Raw genomic sequence first — 21,917 nt, 5'->3', positions numbered from 1 at the left:
TAACCCCTCTCAACGGCAATTGGATTTCCTTAATTTGCACGTTAATAAGGAATTTATGTGTCTGCCTTCCCTATTTGCCCGATTGACGTTCCCGGAGCTTCAGCAGGATTAGAACGCCAGCCATGATGAGGAGTCCGCTTAAGCCATAGACGGCGAATAACGACAATGCACCTTTCAAATAGCCAGACAGAGACATGCCGATAACCATCATCCCCATAAACACTGGCATAATCGCTCCGGATACGCGGCCCATATAAGCCATCTCCGTGTTCCGTACGATGAGCGTTTGAATGCCTCCTTGAATAGCCGGATATACCAACCCGCTGATGATCAATAAGAGAATGGTCAGCCAAATCATCTTAGATGCGCCGATCCCGGTCGTGCAGATTGCCGTAATGAGCAGCCCCGCTACGAATAGACGCTGCGGCGGTATTTTTTTCGCTGCGCCCATAATCGCAACTCCTCCAATCAGCATGGCTGCGCCGTTTGTCATGACAAGCCATTGCAGAAAGCTCTTCGCTTGTCCAAGCTGCTCCACCACAATAAAGATTTGAAGCGGCTGCGTTAGACCGGAAGCAAACCCGACTACCGCAAAGCTGAGGCATAAGGTTCGAAGAGCCTGATTCGACCAGACGTACCGGATGCCGGCTGTCATCTCGCTCATAAAGCTGGATTTGAGGTTTGAATGCTGTTCGCTTGCGTCACGGGGCAGCGTTGCCAGAATAAGCGAGGAGCCCAGGAATAAGACGGCCGTCAAAATAAGGGATACCTGGATGCCAAGCTTTAGGAAGATAAGCGTGCCGATAACCGGCCCAAGAACCATAAAGACCGCGACAAGCGTTTGGGACATCGCCATCACGCCCTGCAGCTGCTCGCCGGGTACATGGCGTTTGTATAGCTTCATTGCGGAAGGCTGGGAAAACTGGGACAGGCTCGCCGATAGAAAAGTTCCGATCAGCAGGGCTATCCATCCGCCGTTAATGAGCGCGAGCAATACGCCTGCGACGGAAACCGCCGAGAGCAAATCGCTCCCTGCCATCGTCCGCTTCGGCCGCCATCTATCGGCGAAGGTCCCGCCGATTAAGGCGAATAGGAAGATCGGCGCAAATTCCGCAACCGAAATAAGCGAGACGTAAACCGGATCGTTGCCGGTTAGATCCGTCACATACAGCAACACCGCGTAATTCCGGATCCATATTCCCAGGTGCAGCAGCACCCGGGAACAAATGATCGTTCGTACATAACGATTGGAAAACATAATAGATACCTCGTGATTAGTAAAATTTTTGATTTTGGCGGCAAGACCGTTGTCACGTTCTCGCAGTGTCATTGCGGCGGTTATACGGAGCTGCTGTCCTCACCTCTTTCAGCATGGTTGATTCTAATGGAGCCAACTAATTGAATGCATCAAGCTTCACTCTAAATTTCCTCATGAATTTAATTAGTCGGAAGATCCTCGTTCACTTATTTACTAATTTACTAATTTACTAAATGACTGGTGCTAGTGTAATCCGAAATAGCGATCCACGTCAATGCATTTTTTCTATAATGATCCGCAACCGGGGCAGCACACTGCCTTGTCATGCTCCATCTTTTTTCTTATCCCCTGTCACAAATCCGGCTGCTGCATTGTCTTAGATAACGAAACCTACACCATGCGAGCTGCGCATTCTGCCTCGCTTTCAATAGCCAAAGAAACCACTCCTCGGGATGAGGGTGGTTTCTTGCGGTTCGTTACGGTATGATCAAAACAGTTAAATTTTGGAGGTCGATAGGACTTGACGGCAAGCGATACAGCTTTGGAAATTGAACAGCTCTACCGGGAGTATAAGCCGCTCCTAACTTCGATCGCCTACCGGATGCTGGGCTCGATGAGCGAAGCGGAAGACGCGGTCCAGGATGTGTTCGTTACCGTCAGCAGGCTTGATGGCATCGAGATCTCGCACCCAAAGGCGTATCTGGTCAAACTGCTCACCAACCGGGTCTTAAACGTGATGAAGTCGGCTCCGCGCAAACGCGAAAGCTACCCGGGCCAATGGCTGCCCGAGCCGGTGAGTGACGGGGCTCCGGAATTTTCGCCGCTCGACAATGTTATTCAGCATGAACAGCTCGGTTACGCCCTTCTCGTTCTGCTTCAGAGCTGTACGCCGCCCGAGCGCGCCGTATTTGTCCTGCGGGAATCCTTCGGCTATGAATATGCGGAGATCGCGGCTATGCTGGATAAATCCGAAGCGGCTTGCCGGAAAATTTTCAGCCGCGCTTCCGCCAAGATCGGTCATTCCTCCTCCCTTAACGAGGAAAATAAAGCGACGCTGGATGAGTCCATGACCCGCTTTGTGCAGTCCTTCTCCGAAGCGATCTACACGGGACGACTGGAAAGCTTCATCCACCTTCTTACCGACGACGCGGTTATGCTGTCGGATGGCGGCGGCATCGTACGCTCTGCACTTAATCCGATCCTTGGTCCGCACAGAATTATTGCCTTTTTGGAGGGTATTGCGAGGAAGGGTGCCTTTGAAGGAAGCTGGCAGCCTATAGTCGTCAGCGGACAACAAGGCTTGATGCAAATCCAGGATAACAAGCCCGTCAAAGTCTATCTCTTCGAGCCCGATGGACAGACGGGAAAAATACGTTCCGTCTACGCCATCTCCAATCCGGAGAAGCTTACAAGAATTCATTAAATGCCAGACCGTTTTCCGCAAATCCGGGAAATGGTCTTTTTTTATTGCAAATGTATCACTTTAGGGGTAAAATAACCAAACATCCTACGTTTGAACGTTTGGAAAGGAGAAACGCTATGCTAAAGCAAACAAAACGGCTAACGCTGGTTGAACAAGTGGCGGAGCAGATCGAAGGTCTGATTGCTTCCGGTCAATGGGCGGTTGGCACAAAAGTCCCCCCGGAGCCTGAACTGATGGAGCAGCTTCAAGTCAGCCGCAACACCTTGCGGGAAGCCATCCGCGCCTTAACCCATGCGGGATTGTTGAAAACAAGGCAAGGAGACGGTACGTATGTCAGCTCCTCCAGCGCGCTTGGCCCCGTACTTAAGAAGCGAATCCAACGAGCAAGCTGGCTGGAAACGCTAGAGGTTCGGCATGCCTTGGAAAAGGAAGCCGCGAGTCTTTCCGCCCAGCGGCGGGACGAGGAGGATTTGGTGCGGATGGCTTATTGCCTGGATCAGAGTAAAGAGGCTATTCAAAAGGCGGATGCCGACGGTTATGCCCGCTGGGATATGGAGTTCCATCTGGCCGTAATTGCTTCCTCCCGAAACGGGCTGCTTATCGAGCTGTACGATTATATTTACGACAGCGTGCCGCCTATTCTTGTGGACATGTTCAACAAGGATCGGTTCCACGGCTTCCATGATAACCACGTACGGCTGATGGAGGCGATTAGGGAGCAGAACAGCGGCAAAGCAGTAGAGATGGTTCAGCAGTACATTGGAGAAACGCAGCAGCATTTCCAGAATGAAGACATCACCGGAGGACTAGACCAACATGGAACAAATCAGCAAAATAGCGAAAGCTGACCTTAAGAAAGCATCCGGTCTGCTGCTCGCTTTAAGCATTATTTTCGTAGCCGCCAATCTTAGGGCGCCTATCACGTCGGTTGGACCGTTAGTCAGCTACATCCGCGAATCGACCGGGATTTCCAATTCCGTTGCCGGGCTCCTGACAACCGTTCCTTTGCTCGCCTTTACGTTTATGTCCCCCTTCGCCCCGCAGCTCGCGCGGCGTTACGGAGTCGAACGCGTCATTTTTATCGCTTTGATCTTTATCGGGATCGGTACTTTATGCCGCTCGATCTCCAGCTCCGTTGCCCTGTTTGGCGGAACGATCCTGATCGGGTTATCCATTGCCGTCTGCAACGTTCTTATTCCCAGCCTTGTAAAACGAGATTTTTCTAGCAAAATCGGCTTAATGACCGGGATTTATTCGGTATCGATGAACCTTTGCGGCGCTTTTGCCTCCGGCATTAGCGTACCGCTTGCCCGCGATGCGGGCTTTGGCTGGCAAGGCGCCTTAAGCTGCTGGCTTGTGCTGACAGCCGTGGGCACCGTCTTCTGGCTGCCTCGAATGAGTCAAACCCGTCAAGCGGCAGCAGCCGTATCCCAAGTGAGCACGGCTGCGGGTGAAGCCAAGCCTTGGCGTTCCTCTCTCGCTTGGCAGGTTACTTTATTTATGGGACTGCAATCCTTTATCTTCTACAATCTTGTCGCTTGGCTTCCTGAAATCTTAAATAACAGAGGCATGACGGACGATACGGCCGGCTGGATGCTGTCGCTTATCCAATTCTCGATGCTGCCGTTTACGTTTGTGATCCCCATCATTGCAAGCCGGATGAAAAGCCAACGGATACTCGTGATTATTACAACGGTTCTTTACCTGGTCGGCATAGGAGGATTGCTGCTGGACGGGAACGGCTTGGTTCCGTTATGGTCGGTGTTTATCGGGATTGCCGGCGCGGGCTCGTTTAGTCTCGCGATGCTGTTTTTCACGCTCCGTACCCGCACTTCCCATGCCGCCGCGCAGCTTTCCGGAATGGCGCAATCGGTCGGTTACCTGCTGGCGGCAATCGGTCCGCTCGTATTCGGCATATTACACGACATGACCCATCACTGGACGGTATCGATTGGCATGCTGATTGCCGCAAGCCTGCTCATTTTTATCTTTGGCATGGGTGCTGCAAGAAATCGTTACGTAGGCGACGCGCAAGCTTGAAACAATTAAAAAACCAACTCCTCGCAGAGTTGGTTTTTTAATTGATTTTTCGCAATCTCATTAACCTTCCACAATATCCGCTTCAAGCTCGCTCGCAATTTCGATCATTTTCGGAACGACCGCCTCATTGCTCACTGCCACATAGAGATCGCCGCTGTACAACCGGAAAGGGATCTTAGCTTCCCCGTAGCTCCACATAAAGAAATCGCCTTCGATGGACATCGTGCTCTCCGGGCCTTTTACGGTAAAGACCGAGGTGTATTCGAAATCCGGCTTGGACGCAAATAGCTGCTTGCACTCGTCCAAGGTCATATCCTGAACATTGCCTGTTTCCTTCAAAGATCTAGTAATGCGGTAACGCTGACTCATCGTAATAGGCCTCCCAATAATCAGATGCAAGTGCCTACTAGTATACATGACTTCCGGACCCGCCTTCAAAACGAAAAACCGGGATACCCGCTTAGCGGCGGCAGCCCGGTTCATTAATAACTATAGAATAACGCCGTCTTTAAAAATCGCAATTTCGCGGAAGCCGTTACGTTCGTTGTTCGTCTCCCGCTTGCCTGAAGCAAGCTCGGCAATCTGATGAAGCAGCTCTTCCTGAAGCTCCTCCATCCTCTTCCCTTCAATCAACTGACCCGCGTTGTAATCGATCCAGTTCTTTTTTCGTTCCGCCAGCTGCGTATTTGTCGCAATCTTGACGGTTGGAACCGGACCGCCAAAAGGCGTGCCTCGTCCCGTCGTAAATAATACGATATGGGCCCCGGCAGCCGATAAAGCCGTAACCGACACCAAGTCGTTGCCCGGTGCTTGAACAAGGTTGAGGCCCGGTTTTCTCGACGGTTCCCCGTACGGAAGAACGTCGGTTACCGTTGCATGGCCGCCCTTTTGCGTGCACCCAAGCGACTTTTCCTCAAGCGTCGTAATCCCGCCGTCCTTGTTGCCTGGGGATGGATTCTCATAGATCTCCTGTCCGTGTCGGATAAAATATCCTTTAAAATCATTAATGAGGTTAACTATCCCGTTAAATACCTGCTCATCCGCCGCCCGGTCCATCAGAATCGTCTCCGCGCCAAACATCTCCGGCACTTCCGTCAGCAGCGCCGTACCGCCGGCAGCCGTAATCGCATCAGCGATACGGCCCACAAGTGGGTTCGCCGAAATGCCGGAAAAACCGTCCGAACCGCCGCATTTCAGGCCAATCCGCAGCTTCGCAAGAGGCAAGTCCTGACGTTTGAATCCGCCGGCGTACCGGACGAGCTCTTCGATCAGCTTCAGCCCTTCCTCCAGCTCATCCTCCACTTCTTGGGATTTCAGGAACTTGACGCGATCCGGATTGTAATCGCCAATCGCTTTCTTGAAGGCTTCAATCTGGTTATTCTCGCAGCCGAGTCCGATAACGAGCACGCCCGCCGCATTTCCGTGCCGGACAAGGGCGGAAAGCAGCTTCTGCGTCGCCGTCAAATCATCGCCGAGCTGGGAGCAGCCATACGGATGCGGGAAATGGTATACGCCGTCGATCCCTTGCCCCTCGAACTGACGTCCGGCAAGCTTGGCGAGCGTCTCGCAGGTCTTGTTAATGCAGCCAACCGTATTGATAATCCAGATTTCATTCCGGATCCCGATTTCCCCATCTTCCCGGACATAACCTTGGAAGGTTGCGGGCCAAGACGGACTGACCACAGCTTCGGTTGAAGCCGAATCCGTCTTAGGCTTGTATTCATACTCCAGAACCTCTCCTAATCCGGTTCGGAGATTATGGGTATGAACCCAGCTGCCTGGCGTTATGTCTTCTTTGGCGACTCCGATCGAGTAACCGAATTTATGAACATACACGCCGGCCGCAACGGGATGAATCATAATTTTATGGCCGCGCGGCACCGCTTTATCTACCGCTACCGACTGCTCGCTTCCATCGGCCGACGGCCATCTGACGATCTCGCCCGGTTCGATATCCCGCAGAGCGATAACGACATCGTCTTGCGGGTGAAGCAGCGTTGCGTTCGTAATCGTTGCATTTCTCATGCTTGTTCCTCCAATTGAGCAATTTCGGCCGTTAACCGCTCAGCCAGGCCGGCTATTCCGTTTAGATTCATTCCCCACCAAACGTCGCGTCCGAGAACATCCTCCAGCAGCTCCTTCAAGCTAAGCTCGCCGTTATCCGCTTTGTTCCAAAGGGAGGCAAGCTCCGCCAGCATAGCCGCATCGTCTCGAATGAGCAGCTGGCTACCATCCAGACGCGTGCCGACATAAGCGCCTTCCTCGGTTAGCTTTACGCGGTACAGTTTAAGCAAGGAGGCAAACGCCTTCACGATAAACGGCGGCAAATCGCCTGTACGCTCGTAATAGGCCATAAGAGTCGGAAGCAGGCGCACCTTGAATTTGGATAAACTATTCATCGCGATATCCGTAAGCTTATGCCTCACGTACGGATTCGCGAAACGTTCGATAACCTGCCCGGCATACGCTTTCATTTCCCCTTCCGGAAGCGGTACGGACGGTACAATCTCTTTAAAAACAACTTCGCGCAAATGCGCTCCGTAGACCGGGTGCTCAACGACTTCGCGTACTTCATTTAATCCGTTCAGCAGCCCGTATGCCGCCATCCAGCTATGGGCACCGTTCAGGATCCGTACCTTGCGAAGCTGATAGGACTGCAGATCGTTTGTCCATACGACGTTTAATCCGGCTTTTACGAACGGAAGGCGCTCGTCTAACTCCTCTTCCCCTTCTATCGCCCAGATATGATAAGGCTCAGCCGCGTTCAAGAGACGGTCCTTGATCCCCCATTCCTCAAAACGCTCATTCGCTTCTTCGGCCGGGAAGCCCGTGACAATCCGGTCCACCAGCGAATTCAGGAACCGGTTATGCTCCCGGATCCAGTCCGCGAACGGCTCAGGCAGCTTCCAGTCCGAAGCATGCTGCAGCACGATGTCGCGAAGCTTATCGCCGTTGCGCTCAACAAGCTCGCATGGCAGCAGAAGAAGACCTTTGCCCGGATCACCGCCAAAATGCTCGAACCTGCGGTATAAGAGCAGCGTCAGCTTGCCCGGGTACGATAGGATCGGCTGATCCGGCGCCCATTCAGATGCCTGGTAGACTAGACCCGCTTCCGTCGTATTCGACACAACCAGCTCCAAATCCGGATTTGCCGCTTGCGCAAGGAAACGGTCCCATTCCTGATACGGATCGATAAAGGCTGAGAATACCGAGATCAGCTCGCGCCGATCGACAAGCTCCCCATCATTCAGGCCTCTGATCCATTGATAATAGAGACCGTCCTGCTCCTTAAGCTCCTGCAGCTTCGCCGCGCCCGTTGGGCGAGGCTGGGATACCGCAATGCTCCCGTTAAAAAGCCCTTGCTCATTGCAGCGGTGAATCATCCAATCTACAAAGCCGCGGAGGAAATTGCCTTCGCCGATTTGCAGCGCCTTGACCGGATAAGACTTCATCCGGTTATAAGATGAAGCCTCTCCTTCACGCAGGATGGCAGAATTCAAGTTAGGTAAGTTATTTGTCATAGAACTCATTGGGCAACCTCCGCTTGAACCTTAATGCTCGCCGAGTCTGATCCAAAACGGAAGTATTGCTCCGCGTTGCGGTAGCAGATGCCTTCAACGATAGAGCCAAGCAGCTCCATATCCGCGGGAACTTGGCCGGATTCCACCCAGTCGCCAAGCAGATTGCACAGAATCCGGCGGAAGTATTCATGCCGCGGATAAGACAGGAAGCTCCGCGAATCGGTCAGCATGCCGACAAACCTGCTGATCAGGCCCATATTCGCAAGAGATTTCATTTGGGCCAGCATGCCTTCAATCGTATCGTTGAACCACCATGCCGAGCCAAGCTGGATTTTACCCGGAATCGTGCCGTCCTGGAAGCTGCCGATAATGGAAGCAAGCACGTCATTATCCGAAGCATTCAAGGAATACAGAATCGTACGCGGCAGACCGCCGTTATTTTCCATGCTGTCGAGCAGCCGGACAAGCGGTCCTGCCAATGAACCCGTGTTAATGGAGTCATAGCCCGTATCCGGACCTAGACGTCTCATCATTGCAGCATTGTTGTTGCGATGGGCATGAATATGAAGCTGCATCGCCCAGCCATGATCGGCATACAGACGGGATAGGTAGACCAGCGTAAAGGTCTTGTATTGCGCTTCTTCCTCCAGGCTTACCGGTTCGCCGCGGAGAGCTTTCGCAAAGATCGCCGCCGCCTGCTCTTCCGTCGCGTCCGCATACAGAACCGTATCGATGGCATGGTCGGACAGCAGACAACCGGTCCGGTGGAAGAAGTCCACTCTCTCCTTCAGCGCTTTCAGCAGCACGCTGTAATCGGATACTTCATATCCGCTTGCTTCCTCCAGACGATTGATCCACGGCAGGAATGTCGCACGGTTAATCTCAAGCGCCTTATCCGGACGGAACGAAGGGCGTACCTGGAAGCCATGACGGTCTTCTTCCATCAGCTTGATATGATGCTCCAGCGAATCCGCCGGGTCATCCGTCGTGCATACAACGCGGACATTCGATAGCCGCACCAGCTCCTGCGGCGTCATCCCGTTGCCTTCAAATATTTTATTCGCTTTCTCCCAAATAACCGGAGCATTCTTCTCGTTAATAACTTCGTGAATGCCGAACAAACGCTTAAGCTCCAGATGGGACCAGTGATACAATGGATTGCCGATCGCCATCGGAACGGTACGCGCATAAGCGAGGAACCGGTCATAATCGCTGACGCCTTCGCCGCCGGTCACATACTCCTCTGCTATGCCGTTAGCCCGCATCGCGCGCCATTTGTAGTGATCGCCATACAGCCATACCTCGGTCAAGTTGCGGAACGGCTTATTCTCGTAGATTGCCTTCGGATCCAGGTGGCAATGGTAGTCGATAATCGGCATCGGCTTCGCAAACTGCTCGTATAACAAGGCAGCGGTATCGCTGTTCAATAGAAATTGATCATCCATAAAAGCCTTCATCCGAAATTCCTCCTATTCGTAAAAGCGTACCAGGTCATCGACTTTCACCGATTGGCCCGTACGGATCGATTTGTTGGCTGCAATGCCCGTCAGAATGGAACGCGCGCCGTCAATGTGGTTAGCCGCGCGATTAAAGCGGTCTTCCACCGGTACGCCGAAAATATCGTTGAGCAGAACCGGATCGCCGCCGCCATGACCGCCTTCGCCTTCTTCGAACTCCGCCGTGTAGGCTTCGCCAAACATCGGGAATACGATGATGTTCACGCCTTGAACCGCCCCTTCCAAGGCTTTGTCCCCGCCGGAGTTGACGTAGGATTGCTCGATTACCGTCATTTCGATGCGGCCTTTTGTACCGTTGAACGCAATCCGGTAGCCTTCCCAAGGCAGGTATGCATTAAGCGAATACGTCAGCAGAGCTTTGTTCTTGTAGCGGACCAACACGCTCATCGTGTCTTCGATCGAGATGCCGTCGCCGAATACGCTTTGGTCGCGGCGGTAACCGTCTTCTTTCTCCGCGTCGTAATACATCGCTTTCAAATGCTCGTTGTTGTCGAGCGGCAGCGCAAACGGATCGTTCTCCGCGTTTGGATTGCCGGTCGCGCGGTCGTAGAACCTGGTAACGCCGCGCTTCTCGGCATTTTCACGGCCGTAGAACAGCAGGTCGCCCATCGCGAATACCGTATCCGGCTCGGAGCCAATCCAGAAGTTCACGAGATCGAAGTGATGGGTCGACTTGTGGACAAGAAGTCCGCCGCTGTTGCGTTTGTCGCGGTGCCATCTGCGGAAGTAATCCGCGCCGTGCTGCGTATTGAGCAGCCATTCGAAGTGCACGGAGGTTACGTCGCCAATGGTACCGTTTTCAATAAGCTCGCGGGCTTTGGTATGATGCGGAGCATAGCGGTAGTTAAACGTTACGCGCACCTGACGGCCCGTCCGCTCAACCGCGTCCAGAATTTCTTGGCATTTGTCCTCGTCGACCGTCATCGGCTTTTCTGTAATCACATCGCAGCCAAGCTCGAGAGCACGGATAATATATTGATGATGCGTGCGGTCAACGGACGTAACGATGACAAACTGCGGCTTGATCTCCTCGATCATGCGTTCGAACTGGTCGCTCTTGTATGTCTTTACGGCAGGGTAATCGTACTTGTCCTTCAGAAGCTTGTTCGCATAGTCCATGCGGGTCTGGTTAATATCGCAAAAGGCAAGCAGCTCGGATGTTTCCCGGTAGGTTGTGGCAATCGCCCCATAGAAAAATTCCGCGCGCCCCCCGGTTCCGACTTGCACGTACGTTTTCTTGTTAGACATTGGTTTGTACATCTCCTTATTGGCTGGTATTGGATTTCCTATATTCAAAATGTACAGCAATATCTGCTCAATCTCTCCGCAATCTATGCTAGAATTAATTCTATACCGCATATTTTGTCATTCGGGGGTCTTTGATCATGCATTTAAGCAATGAACTATTCTATGGGGATTCGGAAGATCTTTTCTTTCTGGAATATAACAAACGCAAGGGCCATTTCACGATGTCCGTCGAGCATATCCACGGGCAATATGAGCTCTATTACTTGTTCAGCGGGGAACGGCAATATTTCATTAAAGACCGCAAATATCCGATTGCCGCAGGAGACCTGGTGCTTATTCCGGCCAATGAGCTGCACAAAACCTCGGATACCGGCGTTCCAAACCATGCGAGAGTCGTTCTCTATTACAACGAAAAATATTTCGAGCAATACGGCAAGGAAGAAGCCGAGCTGCTTCTCTCCCCCTTCCTTGGCTCGCGCCGGGTTTTCCGGCTTGCCCATCAGGAACGCCTTCGCTTTGAGCAGCTGCTGTACGGTCTTCTCCAGGAGGTGCAGGAGCGTCCTCCTGGACATGAAATGCCGATTCGCCATGCCGTTGCCGAAGCCCTGCTGTTCGCTGCTCGCCACGCGATTCAGACCGAACCGGAGCCAAGCGACGGCTCCGTCCCTCCTTCCCCCGCGGCTGCCAAAGCGATGGAGATCGCAAGCTACGTGGCCGACCATTTCCGGGAACCGCTGACGCTTGACGGTTTAAGCAGGCAGTTCCATCTCAGCGCCAGTTATTTGAGCCGCACGTTCAAGAAGTACACCGGCTTCGGACTGACGGAATATATCGGCATTACCCGGGTGAAGGAAGCGCAGCAGCAGCTTCGCGAAACGGATGAACGAATTACCGAAATCGCGGCGGATGTCGGGTTTGAAAGCCTGTCTCAGTTCGAGCGCGTATTCAAGACCCATATCCGGCTCTCGCCCCGCGACTACCGGAACCAATACGGGCAAAAGGGATAATTGCTTTAGCACAAAAATATCCTTCGGCTTTTTGGCTTGCCTTAAGGTATAATAGAAGCCTTGCATCACGATTTAACATCCGGGAGTCTATAACATCGATGAAATCACTATCGCAATACCCGAAAGAAATTAAAGTGTTCCTGCTCGCCAGTCTTATTAATGCCATTGGCAGCGCGCTGATGTGGCCGCTTGTTACGATGTTCGTCTTCGACCAGCTTGGACGATCCATGTCCGACGCCGGGCTCGTCATTCTCGTGCAGTCTATCGGCGGGATTGCCGGACAACTGCTCGGGGGTGCGCTTTACCACCGGGTTGGCGTAAAAAAGCTGATTATCGGAGCACTCGCCTTAAATGCAGCTGGACTGCTGCTTCTGCCGGCTTTAAGTCATGCCTGGACCGTATTTATCGTCATGATGGGCCTTATCGGGCTGTTTAATGCCTTATCGATGCCTGCTATCCAGGCCTTTATCGGCTTCCGATTTGCCAAGCAGCGCGGAGAGCTCTTCAATATCGTTTATATCGCCAACAATATCGGCGTGGCGGTTGGCACGGCGCTAAGCGGCTTTTTGGCCGACGTCTCCTATTCGCTCAGCTTTGTGCTTAACGGCGTTACATCCGGCGTGTTCGCCTTGTTCTTCCTCTTCTATCTGCAGCGGGTTGGGACAGGCGGCGGGGATCATTCAGTGGAGCTGATGAGGAAAAAACGCGATGCCGGCGGCGCAACCTTATGGCAGCTTGTTACCGACGTCCGGCTCTATTTGTTTATGGCGCTCGGAGGAATGCTGATCAACCTCGGCAACAGCATCTGGAATACCGGCGTATCTCCGTTTATTATCGAGCACGGCATGTCGAAGCAAATGTTTGGCTATCTTTGGACGCTTAACGGCATTCTGATTTTTGTTGCCCAGCCGGTGACCAATCTGATTAAGCGTATGGCTGCCAGCTCGGTCAAAGCCCAGTTGACGGCAAGCGCCGTTTTGTACATGAGCGGTTATGTCGTCATACTGATCATGCACAGCTTCCCCGGCATGGTGCTTGGCATGATTCTGACTACGCTAGGCGAGATGCTGATCGCGCCCGCCATACCGGCCTTTCTAACCGAGAATAGCGGCAAAAACGCCCCATTTTATCTGGGCTTGACCGGCGGAATCGGGTCGGCTGGACGGGTTATCGGTCCGTATATGATGGGCGGGCTTTACGACGGCGGCGGATTAACGCCGGTCGCTTGGCTTGCCGTAATTACGGCCGCTGTCTCGGTAGGCTCCTTCCTCGTTCATTCCTTGGTCAACAAGGAGAATCGGGCACCCGCAAGTGCCGCGCAATCGAGAAGCATAAGCGCATCCTGAGAAAAGGCTTGAACCTGCAAAGGTTCAAGCCTTTTTAATTACTAATGTATAATTAGGAAAGAAACGTAGTTAACCGGTAACATCGTTCATATGTATGATATGTGCAATTATAAAATCCGTTGTTTCTGCCCTCATTAAATCTAAAATGATACGATCTCGAGGGGGTGATACCAATTCCTCTTGTCACTCGTGCAACCTTTAACGCAACCGGAGCGATTACCTTTACCGGGAATACGCTTGGGTTAAGCCGTTCCGATACGGCTGGCGTTCCGGGAACGCTGGATAGCATAGGCGCTTTTTCAACGATAAATACCGCATCTGTTTTCGGTACATATCCTGCAGGCACAACAAGCGCTTTTGCCAGTAACAGCGCCTCTGCCGTTTTGACTTTACCGGCGGGCAGTACCATCCTGTACGCCGAGCTGATCTGGGGCGGCTCTTATATTAACGGCACCACGGATCTAAGCGCGTTCATAAATAACCCGGTTACCTTCACCACGCCGGCCGGAACGTTTACGGTCTCGCCGGATGCCGCGACCAGCAATCAGGTCAACCTGGGCAACGGCGCCTCCGCTTACGTTCGGTCAAATAATGTAACTTCGCTTATTTCGCAAGGCGGCGCGGGAACGTATACGACCGGCAATGTGGTTGGTACCATTGTGATTAATAACGATTCTACCGCCAATCATTGCGGCTGGACGTTAGGCGTTATTTATCAGAATCCGTCTCTGCCTTTCCGCAACATGTCGCTGCGCGCCGGCGCGGTGCTTGTGCAGGCCGATTCCGGGCCTGTGTCCACCACTTTGACCGGATTCGCAACCCCAATCTCCGGAACGCTTGGCGGAAGAGCTTTATTCAGCGCCCAGGAAGGCGACGCCAACCGGACCGGCGACCAGGCATTATTCGGCCCAACCTCTGCAACTACCGTTGCCTTATCCGGCCCGAACAACTTTGCGAACAACTTTTTTGCATCCCAGATCAACAACGATACCGGCAACCTGAACACAACGGGCACCTTCGGCAGCCGCAACCAGACGAACGGCGCTCCGGGCACGAATATTATCGGCGGCCGGCAAGGGTGGGATATCACCAACGTCGACGTATCCGCGCGTCTCGTCAATAACCAATCATCCGCCGTCCTGACATTGACAACCTCCGGCGATGCATATGTCGTTAATGGCAATGCCATTCAAATCAATATCAACTCGCCTACCATAAACGTTGTAAAAAGCGCAAGCGTCGCAGGCGCAGTGGTCGGCGATACCATTACGTACACCGTTACGGTCAGCAATACGGGGACCGCCAATGCGGCAAGCGTTGTACTCACCGATGCTCTGCCGGCCGGCCTGACTTTCGTAAGCGGAAGCGTTACGGTGGGAGGCATTCCGCGACCTACTTACGATATCATTGCCGGCGCCCCGCTGGGAGCTTTGAACATCAACGGCTCCGTAGTCGTTACTTACCGGGCCGTCGTCAGCTCGCTGCCGAGCACCTTCTTGCTTCCGAACAGCGCGAAAGCAGCTTTTACATTCCAGATGGTGGCGGGCGGCGACAATATTACGGGAGTTATTCCTTCCAATACGGTATCCGTGCCCGTCTATTCGCCGATTATCGGCATTACCAAAAGCTCGAACCGGACGACCGCCACCGTGGGCAGTACGGTTACTTATACCCTGCTGGTTGCAAACACCGGCAATAGAGCCGCTACTGTAACGCTAACGGATAACATTCCGACGGGAAGCTCCTTTATCACCGGGACTTTCCGGGTAAACGGCGTGGTCGTTGTTGGCGCGAACCCTGCCGCCGGCGTCGCGATCGGATCCGTTGCCGCAGGCGCCACGTCTACCGTTACCTTTGACGTGCAGGTCAATTCCTTGCCGTCTCCGCCGCAATTCGTGGACCAAGGCACGGCGGCTTATACGTTTACGCCGCCGGACGGGCGGACCATTTCCGGCTCTGCCGCATCCAACACGTTAACGCTCCCCGTATCGCTTCCGAGCATAACTTTAACCAAATCCGTGAATGTAACGGATGTTGCCGTAGGAGAAACGCTCACTTATACTTCGGTCATTACGAATAACGGAACGGAAGCCGTTACGAATGTGACGTTGACGGATGTGCTCCCTGCGGGAACAACTTTTGTTGCGGGCAGCGTAACGATCGGCGGCTCGCCGAATACAACGGCGAATCCGGCAACCGGCATTGCGGTCGGAACCGTGGCGGCCAACAGTTCAACCACGGTTACCCTGCAAGCATTAGTCAGCTCCTTGCCGGCAAGCGCGCAGCTGGTCAATCGTTCAAACGTTTCATACAGCGTCGGTACCTTCTCGGGGACTGCCGCTTCCAACAATACAACAATGCCGGTTTACCAGCCTGTTATTCCGCTGACCAAGTCAGTCGGTACCACTGCTGCAACGGTTGGCGATACCATTACGTACACCATCCTTGCCCGGAATACCGGAAATCTGGCCGCAACCGTAACCTTGTTTGACAATATCCCTGCCGGTTCAAGCTTTATCCCGGGCTCCGTGACGATTAACGGCGTTGCCAGCCCCGCATCCTCGCCGTTAACGGGCATCGCAATCGGCAGTCTGGCGCCTAATGCCCAGACGACCGTTACATTCCAGACGCTTCTGAACACTTTACCGTCACCGCCCGTTTTGAATGACCAGGCAACATCAACCTACTCCTATACCTTGCCAAGCGGCAGGACGTTAAACGGCAGCAGCAGCTCCAATACCGTGTCCATAACCGCTTCCTCGCCAAATGTCACCGTATCCAAATCGGTCAGCGATACCGCTGCGGCCGTTCAGGACGTACTCACTTATACCGTGCTTGTCACGAATAACGGGATTGCACCGGTAACGAGCGTTGTATTGTCCGACCCCATACCGCAAGGAGCAGCCTTTGTTTCAGGCAGCGTTACGATTAACGGAACGCCTTCGTCACTCGCTAATCCAAACGCCGGTATTTCGCTAGGCTCAATTAGTGCCGGGACAACCGTTACGGTAGCCTTTCAGATTCGCGTCACATCGCTGCCTTCGTCCGGCAGTTTAAGCAATGCCGCAAGCGCCGCTTTTACTTCCGGCGCCTTTACCCGCAGCTCCACGTCGAATACCGTTACGACGCCGGTCTCGCAAGCGGTTGTTGCGGTAAGCAAATCGGCTAGTACCTCCAATGCAACCGTTGGCGATACGTTCTCTTACAATTTCACCTTAGCCAATACGGGAAATACTGCAGCAAACGCAACATTGACGGATACCGTTCCGAGTGGAGCCGTATTTATCGATAACAGCGTTCTTATTAACGGAGTACCTACTCCAAACGTCAGTCCGGCAACCGGCATTCCGGTTGGCGTTTTACCTGCCGGTGGAACGGCAACGGTCAGTTACGTCGTAAACATCGTCTCTTATCCGGCAAGCAGACAGCTGGTCAATCAGGCTAGCGCCGCTTATACGTTCACGCTTGCGAGCGGTCGCGTCATTAACCGCTCCGCCTTATCCAATACGGTTACGGTCCAAGTTGCGCTGCCGAATGTTGCCCTAGTGAAAAGCGCCAGCCGAACCGTTGTCGTAACCGGCGATACCATGCTCTTCACGTCCGTTCTGACCAATAACGGCATCGCTGCGGTGAACAACATTGTTTTGCGTGACCCGCTTCAATCCAATGCGGCTTTTGTACCCGGAAGCGTGTTGGTTCAAAATGTTTCCCAGCCGGCAGCCTCACCCGAAGCCGGCATATCACTCGGTAGCCTGGCACCAGGAGCATCGGTTACCGTATCATTCGAGGTGATGATAACGATGGCAATTCCTTCACAGATTACGAACCAATCGACCGCCAGCTTTACTTCCGGCACCTTCTCGGCAACATCCGCATCCAACACGACGGTTACACCGGTCACACAGCCGCAAATCGCGGTCGTCAAAAGCGCCAGCACCAGCAATGCCACCCTGGGCGACTCCATTATTTATACTTTAGTCGTCTCCAATACGGGCAACCTGGCAGCGGCAACGATTGTAACGGATACCATTCCTGCCGGCACAACTTTTACGGAGAACAGCGTGATCGTAAACGGATTGCCGATGCCGGGCATTTCTCCGGTTACCGGCATCGATATCGGGTCCTTGGCTCCAAGCGCAACCACTACGGTTACCTTTGGCGTAGTGGTTACCTCCCTTCCGTCGCCGCAATCGTTAAGCAATACGGGAACGGCATCCTATTCGTATACGCCTGCGGACGGCCGGACATTAACCGGTTCCGTCAATTCCAATACGGTAACCTTCCCCGTGTCGGCTCCAAATGTCGGGATTGCATTAAGCGCCAACTACACCGCTGTTACTGTAGGAGACACCATCACGTATACGGCAGTCATTACAAATAACGGGATTGAAACGGTTAACAACGTGCATTTTACCGATCCTGCCCCTGCGGGAACTTCCTTTATCCCGGGGACGGTTACGATTAATGGCACGCCGGTTCCGGGAGCAAGCCCAATTGGCGGTATTCCGCTTGCCTCTATACCGCCTGGCGGTACTGCCACGATTACGTTTAACAATAGCGTTAATACCGTTCCGGATCCTGCCGTCCTTAACAATACGGCATCCGTTACTTTTACATCCGGCGCATTCACGGGGACGGCATTCTCCAACACGGTATCGACGCCGGTTGATCTGCCCGTTATTTCCATCGTAAAAAGCGCCAGCACGTCTAACGCCTCCGTTGGCCAAACGGTTACGTACACATTAATTGTAACAAATACGGGCAATTATCCGGCTACCGTAACGGTAACCGATAATATTCCCGCCGGTACCTCTTTTGTGCCAAACAGCGCCCTGGTGGGAGGCAATCCCGTGCCCGGTGCCGACCCGGTAACAGGAATTCCGGCTGGCTCCGTAGCGGCTGGAGCATCGGTCAGCGTGATGTTCTCGGTCGTTATCAATTCCCTGCCTTCGCCTCAACAATTGTCGAATACAGGCACTGCCGGCATTACCTATACGCTTCCGGACGGCAGGGTATTTAATCAGACGGCCGTTTCCAATACGGTAACGTTCCCGGTCTCCGCGCCTAACGCGACAGTTGTCAAAAGCACCCCTTCGACCGCCTTATCGGTCGGCGATACAGTCACTTATACGACTACCGTCACGAACAGCGGAATCGCGACGATTACGAATGTCTTGTTCACCGACCCGATCCCTGCCGGCTCCACCTTTGTTCCGAGCTCCCTTACCGTCGACGGCGTGACGAGACCGGCGGCTAATCCTGCAACGGGCGTCATTATAGACGCGATCAGCCCGGGAGCGACAACAACCATTGTATTTAATGTCCTTGTGACGTCATTGCCTTCGCCGGCCGTACTGAACAACCAGTCTTCCGTTACCTTCACATCGGGGGCTTTCTCGGGAGTTACGTTCTCCAATATTGTGTCAACGCCTGTCTATGACCCGATTCTGTTCGCAGTAAAAACCGGCAGCACCACTAATGCAACGGTTGGCGACACGGTTACCTACACCATAGCCATATCAAATACCGGCAACTATGGCGCTGACATCACGTTGACCGACACGATCCCGACGGGCACCGTCTTTGTTCCGAACAGCGTAATCGTCAACAATCAGCCGGTACCGGGTGTTGATCCGTCTACCGGCATTCCTGTCAGCAATGTGACTACCTCAGCAACCGTCTCCTTCTCTGTGATTATCCAGTCGCTGCCGCCGGGACAAAAGCTTACGAACCAAGCGAGCGCAACCTATTCGTACACGTTGCCGGACGGCCGTACTTTAAACGGCTCCCTAACTTCGAATACATTGGTCATTCAAGTATCTGTTCCTAATGTTGCCATAGCGAAATCGGTTCCGGTAACAACCGCCGTTGTAGGTGATACCGTCACTTACACGATCGCGGTTACCAATAACGGTATCGAAAATGTTAATAACGTGATTGTTGTTGACGCTATTCCCGCAGGGTCGGTATTTGTCCCGAACAGCGTAACCGTAGACGGACTTCCGCGTCCTGGCGCGTCGCCGGCAGCAGGTATCTCGCTTAATACCATTGCTCCGGGCGCAACGTCAACCGTCACGTTTAATCTGACGATCACATCGCTGCCTACGCCGGCTCAGCTTAGCAACCAAGCGAGCGCAACCTTCACTTCCGGCGCTTTTTCCGGCTCGGCGTTCTCCAATACCGTAGTCCTGCCGGTGTATCAAGCCATTATTGGAATTCAGAAATCGGCCAATACATCGAACGCAACGGTTGGCGATACCGTTACGTACAATCTGGTTGTATCCAATACCGGAAACCTGCCGGCACAGGTTACGATTACGGACCCGTCTCCAACCGGCGGCGCTTTTGTGCCAAACAGCGTGCTTGTTAACGGCGTACCGCAGCCTGGCGCTAATCCTTCTTCCGGCTTCTCCATCGGTACCGTTAACCCGGGTCAGTCCGTTGTGGTGTCCGTATCGTATGAGGTGGTTATCCAGACGCTGCCGCCTTCCCAGCAGCTCGTCAATACGGCTAGCGGCGACTTTTCGTATGCGGCGCCGGACGGCAGAACGATCACCGGATCGGTCAATTCAAATACGCTGTCGATTCCGGTATCTTCACCGGATGTATCCGTCGTGAAGAGCACTAATGCAATCGATGCCGTTGTTGGCGACGTTATTACGTATACAATTCTCGTTTCTAACCTTGGCATAAGCCCTGTCAACAGCGTTATTCTGGTCGACCCTGTTCCAACAGGCACCGTATTTGTGCCGGGCAGCGTAACGTTGAATGGTAATCCGCTGCCTGCGGGCAACCCGAATACCGGCATCTCCATCGGAACGATTGCAAACGGCGCTACGGCAACCGTAACCTTTAACGTACAGGTGGTTGCGATATGACCCCGCCCAATGACTTCAAGCTGCTGAACCAGACTCATGTCCGGTTCAGCAGCGGCATTTATGATGGAGTCGCCTATTCCAATACGGTCCAGACGCCGCTTGTCGGTCCCATTATTACGGCGAATAAGTCCGCTTTCCCGCAGAAATTAAACCGGGATCAAACCGTCACTTTTACCATTCTTATTTCCAATACCGGTAACCGTCCTGCGTCCACGAAGCTGCATGACTTGCTTCCGGCCGGTTTGTCTTTTATTCCGAATAGCGTTCTGCTGGATGGCTCTCCTCTTCCGGGAGCCTCGCCGTTGACAGGTATTTCGCTAGGAACGATTCAGGTTGGCAGCACCATCCAGGTTATTTTTCAAGCTATTGTGGTTTTCATACCCGATTCGCATGTATTCCATAATGAAGCGGCAGTACTCTACACATTCTCTACCCCGGACGGTAGAGTCATATCGGATTCCGCGGTATCCAATAAAATTACCCTTGAGGTTGTGCCGTATCAACTGGATGCGCACGCCAGCATGAGTACGCCGGTCACCTTTCTCGGCGATGTCGTCTTCTATGACTTGATCGTTCGAAACGACGGCTTGCTTCCGATGGAGAACGTAATCGTATATCTGCCGCTGCCCGAAGGATTTGAATTCGTACCGGGCAGTGTGGTTATCGACGGCGTGCTTGTGCCCTGGATTGATCCGGCCTCCGGCATTTATATCGGATACCTGGCACCGGGCGCGATTGTGTCCATCCGGGTAGCTATCCGTCTTGCCTCAATGCCTGCCGAGACGCGTGTTCCGTTCCAAGCGACTATCGAGTATACCGTGAACGGTACGGTGTACCGAACGCTGACTAATCTGCTTATTTTGAACATTACCGACCCTTCCTTAACCGTTAGCTTAGCTGTAGATCCTGTCAAGGCATCGGCATGCTCCAGACTGACGTATACGATTACGGTAAACAACGAGAACAGCTTTGCCGTAGATGCCTTTCTGATCCGCCTTATTCCGCAAGGAACGGTTTTTCTTCCCGATAGCATAATGGTCGACGGCGTGCCCCGCAAAGGAACGAATCCGTCTTCGGGTCTCCCGTTAGGTACCTTATTAGCCGGATCAACTGCCGTCATTACTTATCAGGTCACCATCCGGACGGCAAATTCTCAAATTCCGAATCAAGTAGAGGCTATCTACACTTATAGACTGACCGACGGACGGTTAGTCCGGCAAAATGCGGTGTCCAACCCTATAGTTACCGACATCTTTGCGGCGGTTATTTCCGTTCAGGCAAAAGCAGAGCCCATGTATTACGAAGCGGAGCGTTCGGTCCATTTTACTGCCTACGTGCAAAATACGGGGAATCTCGCAGCGGGAGTCACCTTATACCGCACGGATTATCCGAAGGGCTTCTATCTGCTTGATCCTCAAATCAACGATAATCAGATTCCCTCCTTTACGGATTCGGAAGGCGCGAGTCTAGGCTTAATCGCACCTGGTCAAACGGTTAAGGTCAGCTACTGGATTTACGTGTCCGACTCGGAGGAAATAGAGAACGAATCCCTTACCCAAGTAGCTACGCGATACACCGCCCGTTTCAACTATACCTATGATGACAGTACCTGCAGCGGCGAAAGCCAATCCAATGAACTGATCCTGCCGGTTGAACATGATATCGAATAAAAAAAGCAG

13 protein-coding genes are annotated in these 21,917 nt (G+C 53.1%); 7 read left to right on the top strand and 6 right to left on the bottom strand.

Annotated elements, in window-relative coordinates; genetic code table 11:
- Positions 1-70: 70 nt before the first annotated feature.
- The gene (locus tag ACR9FF_RS14555; RefSeq protein WP_435171872.1) at positions 71-1,258 is read right to left on the bottom strand and encodes an MFS transporter; all 1,188 of its coding nucleotides are present in this window, start codon (positions 1,256-1,258) and stop codon (positions 71-73) included.
- Between the two features lie 520 nt (positions 1,259-1,778).
- On the opposite strand from ACR9FF_RS14555, the gene ACR9FF_RS14550 reads away from it, so the two are divergent.
- The 3 genes from ACR9FF_RS14550 (at position 1,779) to ACR9FF_RS14540 (ending at position 4,721) form a co-directional block, all read left to right on the top strand.
- A complete protein-coding gene (locus ACR9FF_RS14550; protein ID WP_201005189.1) occupies positions 1,779-2,681 on the top strand; it encodes a sigma-70 family RNA polymerase sigma factor in 903 nt (300 codons plus the stop codon).
- Positions 2,682-2,797: 116 nt separating this feature from the next.
- Complete coding sequence (locus ACR9FF_RS14545) at positions 2,798-3,529, top strand: FadR/GntR family transcriptional regulator (RefSeq protein ID WP_201005186.1); 732 nt, start codon at positions 2,798-2,800, stop codon at positions 3,527-3,529.
- Complete coding sequence (locus ACR9FF_RS14540; protein WP_435171871.1) at positions 3,498-4,721, top strand: CynX/NimT family MFS transporter; 1,224 nt, start codon at positions 3,498-3,500, stop codon at positions 4,719-4,721. Before ACR9FF_RS14545 ends, ACR9FF_RS14540 begins: the two co-directional genes overlap by 32 nt.
- A 60-nt stretch (positions 4,722-4,781) precedes the next feature.
- Here ACR9FF_RS14540 and ACR9FF_RS14535 read toward each other — a convergent pair whose 3' ends face one another.
- The 5 genes from ACR9FF_RS14535 to ACR9FF_RS14515 form a co-directional block, all read right to left on the bottom strand.
- Entirely contained in the window at positions 4,782-5,090 is a 309-nt protein-coding gene (locus tag ACR9FF_RS14535) for a hypothetical protein (RefSeq protein WP_248759247.1), read from the bottom strand.
- A 120-nt stretch (positions 5,091-5,210) separates the two neighbouring features.
- Positions 5,211-6,746: a UxaA family hydrolase gene (locus tag ACR9FF_RS14530; RefSeq protein ID WP_435171870.1), complete on the bottom strand. Its 1,536-nt coding sequence runs from the start codon at positions 6,744-6,746 to the stop codon at positions 5,211-5,213.
- Positions 6,743-8,251, bottom strand: coding sequence for a tagaturonate reductase (locus ACR9FF_RS14525; protein WP_435171869.1), 1,509 nt, complete (start codon positions 8,249-8,251; stop codon positions 6,743-6,745). The genes ACR9FF_RS14530 and ACR9FF_RS14525 overlap by 4 nt, the downstream gene beginning before the upstream one ends.
- Positions 8,248-9,699 carry a glucuronate isomerase gene (gene uxaC / locus ACR9FF_RS14520; RefSeq protein WP_435171868.1) on the bottom strand — a complete coding sequence of 484 codons (1,452 nt, stop codon included), beginning with the start codon at positions 9,697-9,699 and terminating at the stop codon, positions 8,248-8,250. The genes ACR9FF_RS14525 and uxaC overlap by 4 nt, the downstream gene beginning before the upstream one ends.
- A gap of 12 nt (positions 9,700-9,711) precedes the next feature.
- Positions 9,712-11,007, bottom strand: a complete 1,296-nt coding sequence (locus tag ACR9FF_RS14515) for a Gfo/Idh/MocA family protein (RefSeq protein WP_435171867.1) — start codon at positions 11,005-11,007, stop codon at positions 9,712-9,714.
- A 137-nt stretch (positions 11,008-11,144) separates the two neighbouring features.
- Here ACR9FF_RS14515 and ACR9FF_RS14510 point away from each other — a divergent pair, with 137 nt between their 5' ends.
- The 4 genes from ACR9FF_RS14510 (at position 11,145) to ACR9FF_RS14495 (ending at position 21,908) form a co-directional block, all read left to right on the top strand.
- Positions 11,145-12,014 (top strand): helix-turn-helix domain-containing protein, encoded by an 870-nt coding sequence (locus ACR9FF_RS14510; protein ID WP_435171866.1) that lies wholly within the window; start codon positions 11,145-11,147, stop codon positions 12,012-12,014.
- A gap of 98 nt (positions 12,015-12,112) precedes the next feature.
- On the top strand, positions 12,113-13,360 hold the full coding sequence (locus tag ACR9FF_RS14505; RefSeq protein ID WP_435171865.1) for an MFS transporter: 1,248 nt from the start codon (positions 12,113-12,115) through the stop codon (positions 13,358-13,360).
- 164 nt (positions 13,361-13,524) lie between these two features.
- Positions 13,525-20,238, top strand: coding sequence for a DUF7507 domain-containing protein (locus ACR9FF_RS14500; protein WP_435171864.1), 6,714 nt, complete (start codon positions 13,525-13,527; stop codon positions 20,236-20,238).
- Positions 20,235-21,908, top strand: a complete 1,674-nt coding sequence (locus tag ACR9FF_RS14495) for a hypothetical protein (protein ID WP_435171863.1) — start codon at positions 20,235-20,237, stop codon at positions 21,906-21,908. The genes ACR9FF_RS14500 and ACR9FF_RS14495 overlap by 4 nt, the downstream gene beginning before the upstream one ends.
- Positions 21,909-21,917: the final 9 nt, after the last annotated feature.

The sequence above is a fragment of the Paenibacillus glycanilyticus genome (assembly GCF_051200795.1).
Lineage (GTDB): Bacteria > Bacillota > Bacilli > Paenibacillales > Paenibacillaceae > Pristimantibacillus > Pristimantibacillus glycanilyticus.
The sequence above is the reverse complement of the archived record's forward strand: the minus strand, read 5'-3'. Positions and strand labels throughout refer to the sequence as shown.

Bases quoted from the DNA above. Each gene is read 5' to 3' on its own strand.
- ACR9FF_RS14525 (WP_435171869.1), bottom strand. From the start codon at position 8,251: ATGAGTTCTATGACAAATAACTTACCTAACTTGAATTCTGCCATCCTG.
- ACR9FF_RS14530 (WP_435171870.1), bottom strand. From the start codon at position 6,746: ATGAGAAATGCAACGATTACGAACGCAACGCTGCTTCACCCGCAAGAC.
- ACR9FF_RS14510 (WP_435171866.1), top strand. From the start codon at position 11,145: ATGCATTTAAGCAATGAACTATTCTATGGGGATTCGGAAGATCTTTTC.
- uxaC (WP_435171868.1), bottom strand. From the start codon at position 9,699: ATGAAGGCTTTTATGGATGATCAATTTCTATTGAACAGCGATACCGCT.
- ACR9FF_RS14545 (WP_201005186.1), top strand. From the start codon at position 2,798: ATGCTAAAGCAAACAAAACGGCTAACGCTGGTTGAACAAGTGGCGGAG.
- ACR9FF_RS14515 (WP_435171867.1), bottom strand. From the start codon at position 11,007: ATGTCTAACAAGAAAACGTACGTGCAAGTCGGAACCGGGGGGCGCGCG.
- ACR9FF_RS14535 (WP_248759247.1), bottom strand. From the start codon at position 5,090: ATGAGTCAGCGTTACCGCATTACTAGATCTTTGAAGGAAACAGGCAAT.
- ACR9FF_RS14495 (WP_435171863.1), top strand. From the start codon at position 20,235: ATGACCCCGCCCAATGACTTCAAGCTGCTGAACCAGACTCATGTCCGG.
- ACR9FF_RS14505 (WP_435171865.1), top strand. From the start codon at position 12,113: ATGAAATCACTATCGCAATACCCGAAAGAAATTAAAGTGTTCCTGCTC.
- ACR9FF_RS14540 (WP_435171871.1), top strand. From the start codon at position 3,498: ATGGAACAAATCAGCAAAATAGCGAAAGCTGACCTTAAGAAAGCATCC.
- ACR9FF_RS14555 (WP_435171872.1), bottom strand. From the start codon at position 1,258: ATGTTTTCCAATCGTTATGTACGAACGATCATTTGTTCCCGGGTGCTG.